The organism is Nonomuraea harbinensis (assembly GCF_019396385.1).
Lineage (GTDB): Bacteria > Actinomycetota > Actinomycetes > Streptosporangiales > Streptosporangiaceae > Nonomuraea > Nonomuraea ferruginea.
On record NZ_JAHKRN010000013.1, the window covers coordinates 88,815 to 107,874 of the forward strand.

Annotated in this window: 14 protein-coding genes; 6 read left to right on the forward strand and 8 right to left on the reverse strand. The window is 72.3% G+C overall.

The features are described 5' to 3' along the window. The first annotated feature begins 117 nt into the window (after positions 1-117). Positions 118-552 carry an ATP-binding protein gene (locus KME79_RS16375; RefSeq protein WP_372452437.1) on the forward strand — a complete coding sequence of 145 codons (435 nt, stop codon included), beginning with the start codon at positions 118-120 and terminating at the stop codon, positions 550-552. A 9-nt stretch (positions 553-561) separates the two neighbouring features. Here KME79_RS16375 and KME79_RS16380 read toward each other — a convergent pair whose 3' ends face one another. After that, positions 562-969 (reverse strand): archease, encoded by a 408-nt coding sequence (locus KME79_RS16380; protein WP_219545146.1) that lies wholly within the window; start codon positions 967-969, stop codon positions 562-564. Positions 970-1,125: 156 nt separating this feature from the next. Between KME79_RS16380 and KME79_RS16385 the strand changes: the two genes are divergently transcribed. Beyond that, positions 1,126-1,965 carry a PhzF family phenazine biosynthesis protein gene (locus tag KME79_RS16385; protein ID WP_219545147.1) on the forward strand — a complete coding sequence of 280 codons (840 nt, stop codon included), beginning with the start codon at positions 1,126-1,128 and terminating at the stop codon, positions 1,963-1,965. 56 nt (positions 1,966-2,021) lie between these two features. On the opposite strand, the gene KME79_RS16390 is transcribed toward KME79_RS16385, so the two are convergent. From KME79_RS16390 to KME79_RS16410, 5 genes are all read right to left on the reverse strand, one after another. Then, positions 2,022-2,441, reverse strand: coding sequence for a PIN domain-containing protein (locus KME79_RS16390; protein ID WP_219545148.1), 420 nt, complete (start codon positions 2,439-2,441; stop codon positions 2,022-2,024). After that, the gene (locus KME79_RS16395) at positions 2,438-2,722 is read right to left on the reverse strand and encodes a hypothetical protein (RefSeq protein ID WP_148036864.1); all 285 of its coding nucleotides are present in this window, start codon (positions 2,720-2,722) and stop codon (positions 2,438-2,440) included. Before KME79_RS16395 ends, KME79_RS16390 begins: the two co-directional genes overlap by 4 nt. A gap of 85 nt (positions 2,723-2,807) precedes the next feature. Continuing rightward, complete coding sequence (locus KME79_RS16400; protein ID WP_219545149.1) at positions 2,808-3,086, reverse strand: hypothetical protein; 279 nt, start codon at positions 3,084-3,086, stop codon at positions 2,808-2,810. 505 nt (positions 3,087-3,591) lie between these two features. Continuing rightward, positions 3,592-4,593 (reverse strand): zinc-binding dehydrogenase, encoded by a 1,002-nt coding sequence (locus KME79_RS16405; RefSeq protein ID WP_219545150.1) that lies wholly within the window; start codon positions 4,591-4,593, stop codon positions 3,592-3,594. 201 nt (positions 4,594-4,794) lie between these two features. Further along, positions 4,795-6,987 carry a M9 family metallopeptidase gene (locus KME79_RS16410; RefSeq protein WP_308248934.1) on the reverse strand — a complete coding sequence of 731 codons (2,193 nt, stop codon included), beginning with the start codon at positions 6,985-6,987 and terminating at the stop codon, positions 4,795-4,797. 114 nt (positions 6,988-7,101) lie between these two features. Here KME79_RS16410 and KME79_RS16415 point away from each other — a divergent pair, with 114 nt between their 5' ends. From KME79_RS16415 to KME79_RS16425, 3 genes are all read left to right on the forward strand, one after another. After that, positions 7,102-8,055 (forward strand): LysR family transcriptional regulator, encoded by a 954-nt coding sequence (locus tag KME79_RS16415; protein ID WP_219545152.1) that lies wholly within the window; start codon positions 7,102-7,104, stop codon positions 8,053-8,055. A gap of 84 nt (positions 8,056-8,139) precedes the next feature. Continuing rightward, positions 8,140-11,079 (forward strand): ATP-binding protein, encoded by a 2,940-nt coding sequence (locus KME79_RS16420; RefSeq protein WP_219545153.1) that lies wholly within the window; start codon positions 8,140-8,142, stop codon positions 11,077-11,079. 191 nt (positions 11,080-11,270) lie between these two features. Continuing rightward, positions 11,271-15,158, forward strand: a complete 3,888-nt coding sequence (locus tag KME79_RS16425) for a S8 family peptidase (protein ID WP_219545154.1) — start codon at positions 11,271-11,273, stop codon at positions 15,156-15,158. 40 nt (positions 15,159-15,198) lie between these two features. Here the strand turns inward: KME79_RS16425 and KME79_RS16430 are convergent, their stop codons facing one another. Further along, complete coding sequence (locus KME79_RS16430) at positions 15,199-15,873, reverse strand: polysaccharide deacetylase family protein (protein ID WP_219545155.1); 675 nt, start codon at positions 15,871-15,873, stop codon at positions 15,199-15,201. A 98-nt stretch (positions 15,874-15,971) separates the two neighbouring features. After that, positions 15,972-17,153: an acyl-CoA reductase gene (locus tag KME79_RS16435; RefSeq protein WP_219545156.1), complete on the reverse strand. Its 1,182-nt coding sequence runs from the start codon at positions 17,151-17,153 to the stop codon at positions 15,972-15,974. Positions 17,154-17,407: 254 nt separating this feature from the next. Here KME79_RS16435 and KME79_RS16440 point away from each other — a divergent pair, with 254 nt between their 5' ends. Then, complete coding sequence (locus KME79_RS16440; protein WP_219545157.1) at positions 17,408-19,054, forward strand: hypothetical protein; 1,647 nt, start codon at positions 17,408-17,410, stop codon at positions 19,052-19,054. Positions 19,055-19,060 lie beyond the last annotated feature (6 nt).

Genomic DNA, 19,060 nt, shown 5'->3' on the forward strand with positions numbered 1-19,060 from the left:
TCAGGGCGAAAGGTGGGTGTTCTCGTGGGGGCGAGGCCGGGACCGTTGCGTGGATGCGCGGGACGAGGCCGCGTGCGAGCGGGTGTGGGAGGTGGCGCAGTGAGGGAGCGGGCACTGGTGGACCTGACGGTTCCAGGGAGTGCGGCCTGGGTCTGCCTGGTTCGCCGTTGGGTGGCAGACGCCCTGACGGTGGCGGGGCATCGTGACGTGGACGGCGCCCGGCTCGTCGCGAGCGAACTGGTGGGGAACGCCGTGCTGCACACCGGGTCCGGGCGGCCGGGCGGGCTGGTGAGGGTGAAGGTCTTCGAGGTCAGCGCCGCGACGGCCAGGGTCGAGGTGATCGACGAGGGGGCGGCGACCGTTCCTCTTCCCCGTCGGTCGGATGACGATGAGTGTGGTGGCCGGGGGTTGTGGCTGGTTCAGCGGACGGCGATCAGCTGGGGAACCCGGACCGTGCCGCGGCGGTGGAACCTGGTGTGGGCCGAGGTGTCCACGCTGGACGTGCTCGACACGCCTGACCTCGGTTCATCGCCCCGACGCCGACCAGGCTGAGCCGGATGCCTATACGTCCACCACGGCCTGCGCCCGCCATATCCCGTCCACCCAACCGAACCGCAGGTTGTGCGTGACGACCGCCTTCGGCACCGCGCCGATCCGCTCCACCGTCTCCAGCGGGACCGTGGCCAGCCGCGCCTCCACCCGCTCCACCGGGAACTCGGTCGGCTCGTCGATCGACATGTCCACGGGCAGGCGGCCGAACATCTCGATCTGGTAGATCACCTCTTGCAGCACCGCGACGAGCACCTCTTCGTCGCTCTCCTCGGTCACCACGAAGGTCACGCTGTCGTCGGGCCGCGCTCCCTCGATGTCGGCGAAGCTCTCCACCAGGCCCCGCATCGCCTCGGCCAGGCAGCCTTCCCTGGAGTCCGCCCAAGCCTCCACCGCGACGTCGGCGGGATGCGGCACCACGCGATGACCACCCCGGCTCATAACGCCACTTCAGCAGCTGCCCGCGCCGCCGGGAATCCCCTGACCTTCAAGAGTTCATCCTGATTCCCCCGGTGTGTCCGGACCCGCTTCGCCCGCGAGGTCGCCGCGCTCACGTTTTGGTCCTAGCGTTTCACCATGGACCTACTGCGATACGTGGCCTTCAGTGAACGAGCTGACGGAGGAAACCCCGCTGGAGTCGTCCTCGACGCCGGCGGGGTCGGCCCCGAGAAGATGCTCGAAGTCGCTGCGGAGGTGGGCTACTCGGAGACGGCCTTCGTGACAGAACGGACCGACCGGACTCTTTCGGTTCGATATTTCAGTCCGAAGGTGGAAGTGCCCTTCTGCGGCCATGCCACCATCGCGACGGCAGTGGCCTTCGCGGACGTGCACGGGCCCGGAGACCTGCTCATGCACACGCAAGCCGGGCCCATCAAGGTGACGACTTCGGTGAACGCGGCTGGACACACCGTCGCCACCCTCGTCAGCGTTCCGCCACGCGTGGAAGCGCTGGATCACGCGCTCCTTGAGGATCTCCTGTCGGTTCTGGGCTGGTCGTCAACCGATCTGGACTCCGGACTGCCCCCCGGAGTGGCCAACGCCGGCGCTTCTCATCCGATCATCGCCGCCGCCACTCGTGAACGTCTCGCGGACCTGACCTACGATTTCCCCGCCCTGGCCGAGCTGATGGCCAAAGCCGGCTGGACGACGGTCGACCTTGTGTGGCGGGAGCGGGTCGATGTGTTCCACGCCAGGAACCCCTTCCCGCCAGGGGGTGTGGTGGAAGATCCGGCGACCGGTGCCGCCGCGGCGGCGCTCGGTGGCTATCTGCGTGCTCTCGGACTCCTCGCGCTGCCCGCGACCGTGACCGTGTACCAGGGCCATGACATGGGCCGCCCGAGCACCATCACGGTGTCGATACCCGCGGATCCGGCGATCGGCATCTCGGTCACGGGGACGGCGGTGGCGCTGCCGTAGGCGAAAGCCGCGGTGCCGTTGCGCACCGGCTGAGGGACAGCTTGCCGCCTGCGAGGCTATGCTCCGGGGCCGGCGATCTCGATGACGTGCAGGGATTGCTCGAAGGCGTGGACCGCGCGCTCCCAATGGTTCTTGTCCAAGGTGAGCACTGGGCACACGGAGGCGTCGGCGATGGCGGCGACATGCGCATCGCCCCAGTCGAGACCGGTACGAGTGATCGCTGACGCCAGCGCGATCCCGTGATCCGGCTCCCGCAAGCCGGCGACGGTGATCTGTTGCATGGTGGCGATGCCGAGGAGCAGGTCGGCCGCGTCCTTGGACCCGGAATCCACCGAAGCCCCCGAGACGGCCAGGACCGACAGGACCATCGGCTGACCTTCGGCGTCGAAGCGGGCGACCATCTCCATCAGGTTGCTGTCGCCCCTGGCTAGTTCGATGAGGATGCCGGTATCGAGGATGAGCGGCGGCAAGGTCACTGTCCGCCGCCCTCGGAGTAGCGGGGGCTGTCGGCGAGTTGCCTCTTGACGTGGGCCATCATGCGATCGACACGTGCGTGGTCGGCATTCGCGTGAGCGCGGGTCAGATGGGTCTCGAGGAGTGCCTTGCGGCGGCGCTCCTCACGAACACGCGCGGCGAGGGCTTCGTTGACGTACGCCGACAGGGACTTGACGTCGTCGTCGCCGACTCGGCTCTTCACGTAGTCGACGAGGTCGGGGTCGAGGGTGACGGCGATACTGGGCTTGGGCCGGCTGCTCATAGGCTCATGCTAATACCGTCCTATGATCTTTTAGCCTCATAGCGGTAACCGATGGCGGCGCGCAGGGGGCGCGGATGCGTGAGAGCTACTTCTCCGTTCGCTTGGCCAGCGCCCGAACCGTCTTGATGTCGTCGTCCGTGACGTTGGTGCTCTGGTCCTGCGCTTCGTGGCTGACGATCACCTGCCCCACCTTTCGGTTCCGTACGGTGTCCAGGCCTTGGGGTTTCAACCAGCCTGACGGCAGGGGAGTGGTGTTGGGGCCGGGCGACTGCTGGGCCAGGAACTTGGTGTGGGCTGATTCGAGCTTGATTCCGTCGTGCCAGTTGCGGACGTTCCAGAAGAAGAGATTGAGCCCGAGGAGCACCCATCGACAAGCTGGAACTCTGAGCTGCGAGGTTCTGGTGGATGCGGGTGCCTTCGTCGATCTGGGCTGAGGTGTACTCGCGTAACCGCCCTGGACGCACGACTCGGCTCTTATGGGCGGCGAATAGCAAGCCCTGTCAACGGCATGGAATGGCCGTATAAGAATATGGCGAATTGGTTGGGGCAAACTATGTGCATTTGAGTGCTTCGGACCGTGCGGGGCGCCCGCGAAGGCGTCCCGCACGTTCGCACACGAGCTCCTAGTACTGTCGTTCCTCATGCTGGCAGTACTGGCGCTTCCAGCCGCCGCCCTTCTTCTTCGACTGCTTGCAGTAATAGCACCGCTTGTTGTTCTCGGTCATCCACTTGCACGGTGCGCCGGCGTTGGTGGACGCGCAGTTCCTGAGCGAGGTCGCGCTGTCGGCGCTCTGCGCCTGCGCAGCGGCGGAAGGGACTAGAGCGGCTGCCGCAAGGGCCCGCGATCCCTTCGGACTCGTGAAGGCACATCAGACGCAGGTCAAGAGGGTCTTGCCGAGGGCGGTGCGGGCGGCGATGGCCGCGTGCGCGTCGGCCGCGCGCTCCAGCGGGAACGTCTGCCCGATGTGCGGCCGAAGGCGTCCCGCCGCGGCCTCGGCCAGCGATCGCTCGATCAGCTCCCGTACCCGGACGGGTTCCGGCGCGCCGTCCGTGATCCCGATCAACCGCACGCCGCGGGCGGCGGCCTCCTCGGCCGTGAAGTCGGCGAACGTGCCACCCGCCGCGCCGTACGCGAAGAACCGGGCGCCGCTCACCGCCGCATCCAGCGCCTGGCGGCCGAGCGGGCCGCCCGCCCCGTCGAACACCGCCTGGACGCCGCCGGTCAGGTCGCGGACCCGCTCAGCCCAGCCCTCCTCGGTGTAGTCCACCGCCTCCTCGGCGCCGGCCTTGCGCGCCAGGTCCAGCTTGGCGTGCCCGCGCGCCGCCCCGATCACCCGTGCTCCGGCGGCGGTCGCGAGCTGGGTGATGACGACGCCGAGGCTCCCGCCCGACGCCGTGACCAGCACCGGGTCGCCCGGCCGGATCCCGGCCCGGTCCACGACCCCCATCCCGGTCGGCCCGTCGTGCAGCAGCGCCAGCGCCTCGTGCGGACCGAGCGCGTCCGGGATCGCCACCAGGGTCTCGGTACGGGCGACCGCCTTCGTGGCGTACCCGCCGACCGGAGCCAGGATCGGGCTGCCCTCGTGCACGGGCTTCCCGGTACGGGCGACGACCCGCCGGCCGGTCCACCCGGGGTCCACGCCTTCTCCGACGGCCACGACCGTCCCCGCCACTCCGTCACCCGGCACGTACGGCGGCTCCACCGGGAAGAACCCCTCCCCCCAGCCCGCCCTGAGCTGGGTGTCGAGGAACAGCACGTCCACGGCGACCACCTCGATCAGGACCTGCCCGGGCCCGGCGACCGGATCCGGCGCGTCCCGCGCCACCAGCACCTCGGGGTCTCCGAACGTGGTCACTTCGATGATTCGCATGCCACTCGCTCCGCTCTGTCTCCCGGTCTCTGTCTCCGACAGCCTGCAACCTCGACCAAAGTTGAGGTCAAACCGGTGAGTCTCCGTGCTATCGGAGCGGGGCCGAGGGCGACGCCTCGTGGTTTCGAGCCGGCTATGCAGTGCCCGCGACCAGCGCAGCCGGCCGGGACAGACCCCGGCCGGCTGCGGTCGCCGTCGGACTCAGTGCTCGGTCAGCACCGTCGCCCCGCTGAACGACTGGGCCGCGTGCAGGCTCACGTAGTGGTAGCCCTCCGCGGGGCTGGTGACCGTCAGGGTGTGGGCGTTGCCCGCGCCCGTCGCCCGCTGCGTGAAGGACGAGGCGGTGGCCCAGGAGGTGCCGCTGTAGTAGAGGTCGGCGTCGCCGGTGCCGCCCGACGAGGTGATGGTCAGTCTCGCCGTCCCCGCCGGCACGTACAGGTAGAGGTACGCGTAGTCGCCCGTCGTCGCCGACAGGCCGCCGCGCCGGCAGTTCTGGCCGAGCTCGCGCGGGTCGGCGCCGGCGCACTCGGCACCACCACCACCGCCACCACCGCCGCCGCCGACCGAGCCCAGCCAGGTGCGCCAGTCCGCGTCGTACCGGCTGCCGATCGTGCTGGTCAGGAAGGTCCGCGCGGTGTTCCACGCCCCGGTCCGGTACGCGCGCAGCACGGTCTGGACGTCGGCCGGGTGCCGCTCGTACAGGTAGCGGACGGCCAGGTAGCCCCACCGGTAGACGCGGGTGGAGTCATGCGCGTACGTGGTGTTCCACAGCGTGGACAGCGCGTACGTGCCCTTGGCCGCCTCGGTGACGGCGGCGTCGTAGGTCAGCTTGCGATACCCGTACGACACGTACTCGGCGAAGCCCTCGATCCACCAGATGGTCGGCGTGCTGATCCCGGCGGTGAAGTCGCCGTACATGGTGAAGCGGCCGTCCAGGTAGTGGGTGTACTCGTGGTTGAGGTTCCAGATCTGGAAGTCCGGACGCAGCCATTCGGCCTCGTACGCGATGAACCTCGGCTGGTTGCCCGCCGCCGCCGGGTCGCCTTCCAGGTACATGCCGCCGTTGTTCGTGTCGATGCCGAACATGGCGCCCGCGTACGTCCGGTAGTCGGTGCTGGAGTCGTACACCACCACTTCCAGCGTGGTGTTGCGGTCGTCCGCGACCGGGCCGCTGTCACGCGCCAGGTTGTGGAAGTACGCGTCCTGCCCGGCCAGGCTGGCGCAGCTGGCGGAGAGCTGCCCGGACGTCATGTGCTGGGCGCGGATGCGGATGCCGGAACCGCAGGCGTGGGTGATCGGCAGCACCTCGGCCGCCAGCCGGTTCCGCAGGTCGCAGGTGCCGTAGGACGAGCAGTTGGCGCGGTCGTAGAAGTCGGCCATCTCGGCGACGCCCACCCACAGGGGGGCGGTGGCGCCGGTGATCGACGAGCGGTCGAGCAGGTTCCTGGCCAGCGGCCGGACGGTCGTCCGCAGGTCGGCGTGCTGGAGGAAGCGGCCCAGCTCGCGGCCCGCGTTCGAGACGAGGTACGACCGGTCCGTGCCGAGGAGTGATAGGTGTCGTGTCGCGAACGCGTACAGCGAGTCGAGCACGCCGCGGTCGGCCCGGACGGCGCTGACGAACGCCGGCAGCTGGTGGCCCCGGAACAGCACGGTGTAGACGTTGTTGACCGCGTTCAGCATCGGCCAGGAGGCGTCGTACGTGCTGTCGTAGCCGTCGAGCAGGCGCTTGACCACCCACAGGTAGCGGTCGTTCTGCTGGGCGCTGTCGATCAGCGTGACCGCCTCGGCCAGCACCTCGCCGTTGGCGTCGCTCACCGTGAAGGCGCGCGGGGCGCCGAAGAACGCGTCCAGCCCGGCCATGACGGCGGTCCGCAGGGACGGGCCGTACGCGCCGACGTCCGACGGGTTGTACCACTGGACGTAGTAGCCGGCCCGCAGGTAGAGGACGAGCTGGGCGGTCCCGGCGCTGTTGTCGCCCGGGTAGTTCACGCCGTCGTCCCTGAGGGCGTACGCGACGCTGGTCATCTGCGCTTCGCGGAAGGCGTGGTACGCGTCCGCGCCCGTCAGGGAGAAGAGCGTGTTCACGCACTCGGTGGTGGACGCCTTGATCTGCCGCACCAGCGCGCCGCCGGTGCGGCCGGTGAAGTCGCCCACGGAGCAGGCGGCGGCCTTGAGGGTCCTGGCGGCCGGCTCGTCGTAGTCGCGGCGGAGCGCGTCCTTGGACGCGGGCAGCGGCGCCCGGTCCTCGACGGCCAGGGATTCCTTCCGTACGTGGTCGTCGATGGTCGTCGTCGTGGCCGCGGCCGGGGGCGGTTCGGCCGTGACCGACGCGCTCGCCGGCATGGGCGCCGCGAAGGGCAGCAGCAGGGCTGCCAGGACTAACAGCTTTCGCACGAGAACCTCCGGGGGGTGACGCATGGATGCGAGGCCGCCCTGAGTGTGGAAGCCGTTGCCGAGCCGCGGTCATACAGCCGGGCATAAGAGTTGCGTATGCCCTAATTTCTGGACATGGACCTCGATCTCAGGCACCTCCGGATGGTCTGCGCGATCGCCGACACGGGCAGTGTGACGCGGGCGGCGGCGCGTCTCGGCCTGTCCCAGCCCGCGATGACCAACCAGCTCAGGAAGGTCGAGGCGATCGTCGGGGGCGAGCTGTTCGTCCGCAGCCACGTGGGCGTCGAGCCGACGCCGCTGGGCCGCCAGGTCGTCGCCCGCGCCAGGATCGTCCTGTCGGAGCTCGACACCCTCTTCGGCGACCTGCGCGACGCCGGCGAGACCGCGGGGCTCCAGCTGGGCTGCATCCACCTGGCGTGCGTGGCCGGCGTCGTGGACCGGGTCGCCGAGGAACTCCCCGGCCGGCCCATCTCGCTGCGGATCGAGCCGTCCGCCGTGCTCCTCGCCGAGGGACTGGCACACGGGCGGCTGGACGCCGCGCTCATGGGCATGATCGAGGGCTTCGACGTGCCCATGACCGCCCCCGTGGTCACCCGCACGCTGATCCCGCGCCACCCGATCTTCGTGGCGCTGTCGGCGGGCCACCGGCTCGCGGGGGAGGCCGAGATCGACCTCGCGCACCTGCGGGGCGAGCGCTGGATCAGTCCGCCGGGCGCCGAGGACGGGTCGCTGGCCGCGCTGCGCGCCTCCTGCCGGGCCGCCGGGTTCGAGCCCGACGTCCGCTACGACGCGCCCAGCGGCGCCGGTCGCCCCCTGGTCGCGGCCGGTCACGGCGTCCGGCTCGTGGACCCCACCTGGCCCGCCGCCGAAGGCACCGTCGTCCGTCCTCTGGCGGGCGAGCCGCAGGTCGCCAGGCTCGTCGTGGCGTGGCGGCGGGACCGTCTCAGCCATGACGCGGCCGCCGCCGTCTATCGCGGCCTGGCCCGTGCCTTCATCGACCACGTCGAGGACAACCCGGTCTTCAGCGCCTGGTGGCACGCCCACCCGGAGGCCCATCCGCTGCTGTGAAGACCTGGCGTCGTGTGCTCTCTGACGACTATGATGATCTAGCTCAGGTCCAGCCTGTCGTTTCACGGTAGGGAGCACCCGGCTGTGGCTGGTGCGGCGACTCCCGGCGCCGGTGCGCCGCGGCTGATGGCGGTGCCCGCGTTCGTGGGCCGCGAGTCCGAGCTCGCCGCGTGCCGGCGGGCGCTGGCCGGGGAGCCGGCGATCGTGCTCGTCGAGGGAGAGGCCGGGGTCGGCAAGAGCCGTTTGCTGCGGGAAGTCCTGGACCGCGGCCTGGTGGCCTTCTGCCCGCCCTTCCGCGAGCCGTACACGCTGGGCCCGATCGTCGACGCGGTCCGCCAGGCCGCCGGCAGCGTCGCGGGGCTGGGGCTGAGCGCGCTCGCCGGGGCGCTGCGGCCGCTGTTCCCCGAGTGGGCGGACGGGCTGCCGCCCGCGCCTGAGCCGCCCGAGGACGCCCGCGCCGCCCGCCACCTGCTCTTCCGCGCGCTGGACGAGGTGTTGGACCGGCTGCGGGTGTCGGTGCTGGCGGTGGAGGACGCCCACTGGGCCGATGAGGCCACGCTGGAGTTCCTGCTGTTCCTGGCCGCCCGGCACCCGTTGCGTACCGGCCTGGTCGTGACCTACCGCCCGGACGACGTGCCGCAGACCTCGTTGCTGCTGCGGCTGTCGTCCCGGTTGCCCGCGACGGGGCTGCGGCTCACGCTGGAGCCCCTGGACGTGGCGCGCACCGGCGCCCTCGTGTCGTCGATGCTGGACGACGAGCCCGTCTCTCCGGCCTTCGCCCAGTTGCTGCACCGGCACACCGACGGGGTCCCGCTGGCCGTCGAGGAGTCCGTGCGCCTGCTGTACGAGCGCGCGGACCTGACCCGCAGGAACGGGGAGTGGGCGCGGCGCGAGCCGGCGAGCATCGACGTGCCGCCGACCGTGCGGGACGCGGTACTCGAACGGGTCGCGCGACTCCGCCCCGCCGCGCGGGCCGTCCTCCAGGCGGCGGCGGTGCTGTCCGCCCCGGCGGACGAAGCCACCCTCACCGCCCTCGTACACAGACCCGACGATCACGGGCCGGACGGTGGCGGGCGGAACGGTGGTGGGCCCGACGATCACGGGCCGGACGGTCTCGCGGTGCCGCTGGACGGGCTGGGGGAGGCGCTGGCCTCCGGGTTGCTGCGTGATGACGGCGGGTCGCTGTCGTTCCGGCACGTGCTCGCCTCCAGAGCCGTGTACGAGGCGATCCCTCCGCCGCGCCGCCGGGCGACGCACCTGAGAGCCGGTCGCGTCCTGGCTTCACGGACGCCGCTTCCGGTGCCCCAGCTGGCCCGCCACTTCCGCGAGGCGGGGGACGTGGCCGCCTGGCGGCGCTACGCCGAGTGGGCCGCCGACCTCGCGCTGGCCACCGCCGACGAGGCCGGCGCCGCGTCCCTGCTGTACGACCTGGTCACCCATCAGGCGTCGCCCCCGGCCGACGCCGCCCGGCTGGTCCTGAAGATCCCGTTCTCCTCCTTCACCGGTGACGACCGCTTCCAGGGCCTGGTCCGGAGCCTGCGAGCCGCGCTGGAGCCGGGCAGGCTGCCGCCCGAGGACGCGGCGGAAACCCGATACCAGCTCGGCCGCGTACTCATGATCATGGAAGAGTACGAGGCGGGCCGGGCCGAGCTGAAGAAGGCGGTCGCCCACCTGCCGCCGGGCTCCCTGAGCGCCGCGCGGATCATGACCTACCTCGGCTGGCCGCGCGAGCCGTCCACGCCCGCGGCCACGCACCTGCGCTGGTTGCGCCGCGCCGCCGCGGCCGCCGAGTCGGTGCCGGCGGGGGAGCGGCTCAACCTCCTCGTCGAGCGCGCCACCGCGCTCCTGCTGCTGGGAGAGGAGGAGGGATGGGCGGAGGCGCGCCGGATGACCGGCGAGCCCGCCGACGCGGAGGAGGCGCGCCACCTCGGGAAGGCCTTCCTGAACCTCGGGGACGCCGCGGTGCGCTGGGGCCGCTACGGGGACGCCGCGTGCTATCTGGCGCGGGCCGAGCTGATCACCGAGCGCCACCGGTTCCTCCGCTACCGGGACGTCATCCTGGCGACGCGCCTCCATCTCGACTGGCACGAGGGCCGCTGGCGGGGGCTCGCCGACCGGGCCGCCGGCCTCGTGGACAACGACGCGGTGCAGCCGGTGACGAGGCTGGAGGCCATCCTGGTGGCCGCGCTGCTGCGCTCGGCCGCTGGTGACGCCGGGGCGGGGGAGCGGTTCGAGCACGTGCTGGCGGAGAGCCGGCGGTACGGCGCCGTCGAGCTCCTGGCCGAGCCCGCGGCGGCCCTGTGCGGGCTGCTGCTCGCGAACGGAGACGTGGAGCAGGCCCTGCGGGTCACCGACGAGCCCGTCCGGCAGGTGGCGGAGAAGGGCATCTGGCTGTGGGCGGTGGACCTCGCCCCCGCCCGCGTCCAGGCGCTGGTCGCCGCCGGGCGGACGGACGAGGCCGGCGAGCTGGTCGGCGCGTTCGCCGCGTGGGCGCGCGGGCGGGACGCGCCGGCGGCCGGGGCCGGGCTGGTGCTGTGCCGCGCGATCCTCGCCGAGGTACGCGCCGGTCCCGTGGAGGCGGCGGCGGCGTACGGTCGCGCGGCGGACGCCTGGCAGCGGCTGCCCCGGCCCTATGACGCGCTGCTCGCCCAGGAACGGCAGGTCGCCTGCCTGCTGGCGGCGGGTGAGACCGAGGCGGCCCTCCCGCTCGCCCGGCTGGTGCACCAGGGGCTGACCGCGCTCGGCGCCCGAGCGGCGGCGGAGCGGCTGGCCGGCCTGCTCCGCGCGCATCAGCTGGAGGTGCGCGGGCGCGGGCGGCGCGGCTACGGCGACCAGCTCTCGCCCCGCGAGCTGGAGGTCGTCCGCCTGCTCGCCACCGGCAAGACCAACCGGGAGATCGCGGCCGTCCTGTCGAGATCCCCGAGAACGGTCGCCGCACAGGTCAACTCGGCCATGCGCAAGCTGGGGGTCAACTCCCGCACGGCGCTCGCGGTCGGCGCCGTCGAGGCCGGCCTCGTCTGCTGACCGCGAACCGGCGCCTTCTGTCATTTATTAGGTCATCCAACCCATGACAAGGGTGGTGGACTCGCGCAAGCTCGCTGCGTGAAGACCCCTCCGGGCGACCTTCGGGACGACTCTCCGGCCGACGAGGACGCGCCGCCCGAAACGGCCGAGGACGAGGACGAACCGCTCTGACACCCCCAGGAGAACCCCCCATGAAGATCTTCACCGGCGTGCGCCGACGATGGCCGGTCGCGGCCGTCGCGGCGCTCGCGATGGCCGCGACGGCGGTGCACGCGCCGGCCGCCGCGGACGAGAAGGCCGGGAAGGAGCCCGCCGCCGCGCCGATCACCCTCGACGGCGTCAAGCCCGGCAAGCACGAGATCACCCTCATCACCGGCGACAAGGTGACGCTGACCGACGAGGGCGGTCGCTACCGCTTCGAGGCGAAGGCCGCGCCCAGGCCCGGCCATGCCCTGCCCACCTTCCACGGCCAGGGCGGACCCGACGGCTTCTACGTCTACCCCGACGACGTGCTGCCCGCGATCGCGGCGGGCCGCGTCGACCGCGCGCTCTTCGACGTGAAGTACCTGGCCGAGCACGGCTACGCGGACGACACGTACACGCCGGTGATCGTGCAGTACCCCGGGAAGGCCGGGAACCGCGGGGCCGCCGCCGACGCGCTGCCGGCCGGCACCCCGACCGCGACGCTCGACAGCATCAACGGCGCCGCGCTGGCCGTGCCGCACGACCGGACGGCCGCGTTCTGGTCCGCCGTGCTGGGCGGCACGCCCGAGGCACGGACGGCGGGCACGCTCGGCGCGGGGCTCGCCAAGGTGTGGCTCGACCGCAAGGTCGAGGCCGACCTCGACCGGAGCGTGCCGCTGGTCGGCGCGCCGCAGGCGTGGGCCGCCGGCCTGGACGGCGCCGGCGTGAAGGTCGCCGTCCTGGACACCGGGATCGACGACACGCACCCGGATCTCGCCGGCAAGGTCGCCGAAGCCCGGTCGTTCGTCGACGGGGTCGAGACGGTGAAGGACGGTCACGGTCACGGCACGCACGTCGCCTCCACCATCACCGGCAGCGGCGCCGCCTCCGACGGCAGGCAGAAGGGCGTCGCGCCCGGTGCGGAGCTCGCCGTCGGCAAGGTGCTCGACGACAACGGCGACGGCCAGTGGAGCGACGTCATCGAGGGCATGCAGTGGGCCGCGACCAGCGGCGCCAAGGTCGTCAACATGAGCCTCGGCGGCGGCCCCACGGACGGCGCCGATCCGCTCAGCCAGGCGCTCGACAACCTGACGGCCGAGACCGGCGCGCTGTTCGTCGTCGCCGCGGGCAACGCCGGCCAGGCCGAGAGCGTCGGCACGCCGGGCGCCGCCCGGTCCGCGCTGACCGTCGCGGCCACCGACAAGGACGACAAGCTGGCCGGGTTCTCCAGCCGCGGCCCGCGGACCGACGGCGCGCTCAAGCCGGACATCGCGGCCCCCGGCGCGGAGATCGTCGCCGCCCGCGCCGCGGGGACGAGCATGGGCACCCCCACCGGCGAGGCGTACACGTCGGCGAACGGCACGTCGATGGCCACGCCGCACGTCGCCGGCGCGGCGGCGATCCTCGCCCAGCGGCACCCGGACTGGACGGCGGCCCAGCTCAAGACGGCGCTGATGAGCACCGCCAAGGACGTGGGCCTGACCGTGTACGAGCGCGGATCGGGCCGGCTCGACCTGGCGAACGCGGTCACCCAGCGACTCCACGCGGCCACCGCGAACCTCGACTACGGCTACGTCGAGGCGGGCGCCGCCCCGGTCAGCAAGGAGCTCGCGTACGTCAACGCGTCGGACCAGCCGGTGACCCTCACCCTGACCCCCGCGCTGGCGACCACCGCCGGTGAGGCGGTCCCGGCGGGCGTCCTGACGGTGGACGGGACGCTGACGATCGCGCCAGGCCAGACGGGCACGGCCACCGTCACGCTCTCCCCGGCGGACCTGCCCATCGGCGCCTACACGGGCGCGGTCACCGCCACCGACGACCGGGGCACCCGGCTTACCGTCCCCGTCGGCCTGCTCCGCGAGCCGCCGAAGGTCAAGCTCACCATGCGCTTCCTCGACCGCGAAGGCGCTCCCGTCGATCCGAAGATCCTGTCCGTCATCGACGTGACCGGCGACCGGGGCAACCTCGCCGGCCGTGCCCGGGCGGAGTCGCCCGGCGTCATCAGCGTCATGGTGCCGCAGGGCGTCTACAGCGTCACCAGCGATCTCTCCTGGATCGACCCGGTGACGTACGTGCCCAGCACCGCCTGGCTGGTGAACCCGGAGGTCGAGGTCGCCGGGGACACCGAGGTCACGCTCGACGGCCGCGAACTCCGGGAGATCCGCTTCGACACGCCCAAGCGGGCGGTGTCGTCACCGGAGTCGCAGACGTACACCCACGTCCAGCAGACGATGAAGAACGGCGTCTCCTGGTGGAGCTACACGTCCTCCGCGCCCTTCTACCAGCACTGGATCACCCCCACCAAGCGCCTCACCAGGAGCAAGCTGCTCTTCACCACGAGCTGGGGCCTCGCCCTGCCCGAGGTGACCATGGAGGTGCGCGGGCGGGACCCGCTCAAGCTGAACCCCGCGGTCTGGCCGCACGCCGGGAAGATCGCCAGGGGCGCTCCCATGGAACAGGTTCCCTTCACCGGTGACCTGAAGGCGAAGCTGGTGAACGTCGGCGTGGGCGAGAACCTGGCCGGCCTCGATCTGCGGGGCAGGCTGGCGCTGCTCGACGACGGCGGCGACTGCGGCGGACGGGTGGAGATCTTCCGGAGGATCCGGGACGCGGGAGCGGCCGGGGTCCTGATGTGGCCGTCGGCGCCGTTCGGATCCTGCGGGTTCGGGCCGCTCATCCCCCAGCCGGTGTACGCCGAGCAGGGCGACACCAGCACGGAGGTCGGCATCCCCTACGTGACGGTGGCCCCGGCCGAGGCGAAGGAGCTGATCAGGCGGCTGGCGAAGGGACCGGTCACCATCACCGTCAAGGGCACGCCCAAGTCGCCCTACGCCTACCAGCTGCACCCCGTGGAGCGGGACCGGATTCCCGCGTCCATGACGTACAAGATCACCGATCGGCGGCTGGCGGCCATCGACACCCACTACCACTCCGGCACGCCCATGGACTACGAGTCCTCTTCCTGGCCGGTGGCCAAGGACCAGCGGAACGTCTACTCGGCCTACCTGCCGATCGTCCGGGCTCCGGACAGGCGCACCGAGTACGTCGGCCCGATCGACCCCGAGGTGGTCGTCGTGCGCCAGACGAGCAGCGAGGAGCGGAACCTGCTCCGCACCATGCACGTGTTCGACAAGCCGGGCCGTCTCACCCAGCGATGGAACGCCGGGCCGTTCACACCGGGCGCCTTCACCGCGTCGGAACCCGTCCGCCGGGCGGCCGACGGGCAGGGACTCGGGTTCTGCCCGATCTGCCGGCAGGGTGACGTCCTGTGGGCCCCCTACACCTTGATCGGGCCTCCGGGCCAGTTCGGGGACACGTACATCGGTGGTGCCCGCCTGTTCAGGGACGGCACGGAGATCCCGGCCGGCGACACGGGCGGCCTCCCGTCGTTCGTCCTGCCGAAGGAGGCGGGTGACTACCGGCTGACCCTCGACGACCCCGGCAACAGGACCACGGCGGAGTGGACCTTCCGCTCCCGGTCCGTGACCGAGGACGCCACCCAGGGCTTGCACTGCCTGGGCGCCCTGTTCGGCATCACGGACCCGTGCCGGCCGGAGCAGGTCGTGTTCGTCTCGTACGACCTGACTGACAGCATCGGGCTGGACAACAGCGTGCCGGCGGGAAGGCGGCACACCTTCGGCGCCCGCGTCTACCACTCGCCGACGACCGGGCGCGTGCCGGCCGTCTCCGGCCTGAAGCTGTGGACCAGCACCGACGACGGCGCGAGCTGGACCCCGGCCGACGTCCGGCGCGGCCGGGACGGCGTCTACACCGTCTCGGTCACCTATCCCCGTCTGTCCGCCACCAAGGGAGCGGTGAGCCTGCGGGCCGAGGCCTGGAACGCCGCGGGCGACCGCGTCACCCAGACCAGCCTGCGCGCCTTCACCCTCCGCTAGCCGGGGGTCCCGTGGCTCTCCCGCAAATGAGCCACGGGACCTACGGGTAGCTGACGCCCGACCGCAGCTTGCCGCTGTAGAGCTGCGGCACGGTGACCAGGTGGTAGCCCCGCTTCTTCAGCTCCCTGATGACCTCCGGCATGGCCTGGACGGTCTGCGGCACCGTGTCGTGCATCAGGATGATGCCGTCGCGCTTGGCCAGGCTGAGCACCTTGGCCTTGATCTTCTTCTTGTCCTTCAGCGCCCAGTCGTGGGTCGTGCCGGTCCACTTCACCTCGGCGAGGTCCAGCTCGTCGGCGATGCGCAGCACGCGCTCGTCGGTGTGGCCGAACGGCGGCCGGAACATGGTCGCCGTCAGGCCCGTGGCCTTCTTGATGGCCTGCTGGCCGGCCTTGATGTCGTCGAAGATCTCGTCGTCGAGCCGGGGCGTCAGCGAGAAGTGGGAGTAGGTGTGGTTGCCGATCGCGTGTCCTTCGGCGAGCGTCCGCTTCGCCAGCGCGGGGCGCTGGTCGACGTACTTGCCCGTCAGGAAGAACGTGGCCTTGGCGCGTTCCTTCTTGAGGATGCGCAGGAGCTTCGCCGTGCTCTTGCCCGGGCCGTCGTCGAAGGTCAGCGCCAGACACTTGACCTCGGCACAGTCGATCTTCGCCTGGGCGGTGGTGGCGGGGGTGCCGCTCAGCGCCAGCGACCCGGCGAGCAAGCCATGAATCAGCACAGCCAACACCCTACGGCCCGTGCCTCCACGTGTTCGATCATGCTCGGGAGAAGGCGCAGGTCGCGGACTCTTGGACCGTTTTTCGTTATCGACCCGTGTCAGGCGAACACCGTCACCAGACGGGTGAACTCGCTCGCGACGTCCATGCCGTCCCACACCCGGTGGAAGCTGAGCGCGTCGCCGAACGGCACCATGCGGTCGACGCCCCGCCCCGCCAGGGCATGGGCCAGCTCCATCAGCTCCTCGCGGGAGAAGCCGAAGTGGGTCATCGTCTGGTCGCGCCGTCCCACCAGGGGGATCAGCTCGGCCAGGGAGCCGAGCCTGGCGTGCGCGAACGTGCCGGCGCCGAGCCAGCGCCGGGGCGCGGTGATCGCGGTGGCGAGCGCGAGGGCGTCGTCGTGGAGGTCGGCCGCCCGTTCGTAGGCGGCCACCCGCCGCTGCACCGCCATGGCCGCGTCGACCGCCCACCCGCGCCGCTCGACCGCGAGCGCGAGGCAGGCGGCGAAGGCGGCGCGGGCCGCGTCGCAGTCGGCGCGCGACCCGACCCAGAACGCCGTGCGCGGCGAGGAGCAGGCCGCCTGGTCGAACCAGTAGGAGTCGTTCACGAACCCCTCCGCCACCGCCGCCCGCGCGGCGCGCGGCGCGCCCAGCCACGCCGAGGCCCGCACCACCGCGAACGACGACCGGTCGGGGAACGTCAGCTCCCGCGCGTGCGGGGCCAGCGGATGCCGGCGGATCTCGTGCGCCGCCCGGTCGCCGCCCCAGATGACGCGCAGGTCGCAGGCCGAGGAGAGGGCGGCCGTGATGGTGGGGGAGCGGTCGTAGCAGATGATCCGCTGGGTGGCGGCCACCACCGGGTCGGCGTCGTCGAGCGCCTCCTGCAGCGCGTCGACGATCGTGGCGGCCATGGGACCCGCGCGCGGGGACAGCCGCACGACGTTGCGGTTGCCGGTCAGCGCCGACAGCGCCCACGAGTAGACGAACACGGTGTCGACGTCGGCGGGCGGGACGTGGAACGCCAGGCCGCGCGGCATCCGTACATGATCACCGCGCAGCGCGTCGATGGTGCGCAGCAGCTCGCCGGGACGCAGGAAGGAGCCGAGCGTGCCGAGCTCGGGATGGCGGCGCGCGAGCGCCGGGCGGAGCAGCAGCCGGCCGAACGCGACCAGGAAGTCGAGGATGCGGTCGTCGCCCACGGACAGGCGGCTCCCGGCCATGACCTCGTCGAGCAGGTGGTCGACGGTGACGGGCGGACCGGCGGGGAACCTGACGTCGAGCATCACGTCACCGCCCGGCCGCTGACACCCACCACGTGCATGCACTCTCCGTGTTGAGAACGCAACAAAGTGTAGTTGAGCCGGGCGTCAACTGAAACCGCGTCCCCTGGGGGAGTAAGGGAAGCGTATAAGGACGCGTGGCGCTGATCGGCGACTGCGAAGGTTCGACGGGGCGCGCCAACCGCACGGAGGGACACCATGCACGATTCCAACCACTGGTACGGTCACTCCCGCGTTCCCGGCCGGAAGCGGGTCCGATGCGCGTGATCGACGGCGCCGAAGGCGTCGAGCTGAGAGCGGGCCCGGGCGAGGCGCCGGGCAACGTCCGGCTGATCGGCGGCGCGATGCTGCTGTGGTCGGACACGGGTGAGATCACCTGCTGGCGGGCCGCCGCGCTGGAACTCCTGGACCGGTTGCTGCCCGCCGCCGCGCGGGTCCTGCTGGTCGGCCCGCACCCGATGGAGCTGGTCGACCGGGTGGCCGGGCGGGCCGTTTCCGTGGCGGCGGTGCTGCGTTCGTTCCCCGACGCGTGCGCGCTGGGCGAGCGGCATCCGGGCATCGACGTCCACTGCGGACGCCTGGATCTGCTCGACCCCGACGAGCCGTACGACCTGGTGCTGGCGCTGGACGGGCTGGCCCGCACGCACTCGGCCGAGGCGCCGGCGGTGCCGTGGCGACGGTCGCTGGCCGCGCTGGCCGGGCTCGCCGCCCCGGGCGGGCGGCTGGTGCTCGGGGTGCGCAACGACCTCGGGGTGGACCGGCTCCTCGACGCGCGCCCGCCGGACCGTGACGGCCAGTGGGAGCCGCACGGCTGCGACCCCACCTACCCGAGCGGGCCGGTCACCCTCGACGCCGCGCTGGCGTCGGCGGGGCTCCGCGCCGAACGCTGCTACGCGGCCTACCCCGACGGCCGGGCGCCCCGGGCCGTGCTCGCCCGCGAGCTGCTCGGCATGGAGCTGCCGGAGGCGCTCACCTTCCCGCTGAGCGGGAGCGAGGCGGAGCGGATGCCGGCGGCCGACCCGCTGCGGCTGACCCGGCTGGTGTTCCGCCACCGGCTGGGGGACGAGCTGGCCCCGCTCTGGCTGGCCGTGGCCACCCGGGGGGAGCCGTCGTCCGCGAACCTGCCGCTCGGCCTGGTCGAGGAGGGGGCGTCCGTGCACGAACTGGTACGCGACGGCACGGGTCCGATGATCGCCCTGCGGCTGCCCGGCGGCGAGGCGCGGCCGGTACCGGCGGGCCGGGTCGTGGAGGAGATGCTCGTGGAGGCCTGCGCCCGCGAGGACGTCCGGGCCGTCCGTGTGCTGCTCACCGCGCTCGCCCAGTGGGTGGAGGACGGCGGCGACGTCACCGCCACGGCCGACGCGCTGGTCTGGGACGGGGAGTCCTTCCATCCGGTCGCCCCCGGCCCCGTCCCGCCGCCCGGGGGCGCCGGGCCGCCGCCGGCCGTGGTGCTCTGCCGGATGCTGTGGCGGTTCGCGGTGCGGTTGCTGGCCGCCGGGCACCACCATCCGTGGCCGTGGCCGCTGGAGAGCGACCAGCTCACGCTCACGCTGTGCGGCATGGCGGGCAGGCCGTGCGACCGCGCCGAGCTGGAGCTGGCCCGCAGGCTCGACGCCGAGCTGGGCCCGCCCGCCGGGCCGGACGATCCGGCGCCGACGTACCGCGACCTGCTGCGCGCCAGGGACCGGCTCGCCGAGCAGCTCGCCGTCGCGCTGGCCAGGGTCTCCCGGCTGGAGAGCCGGCTCAAGCACCGCGAGCGCGCGCTGGCGAGGGCGCGCTCGCGCCTGCGGCGCAGCCGCCACAACGCCTCCGCCTACCGCAGGACGCTCGGTTACCGGCTGTCACGCGGGCTCTCCGGCCCCCGCCGGGCCGCTCGCCGGGTCATGCGCCTGTTGTACGGATGACGTCTG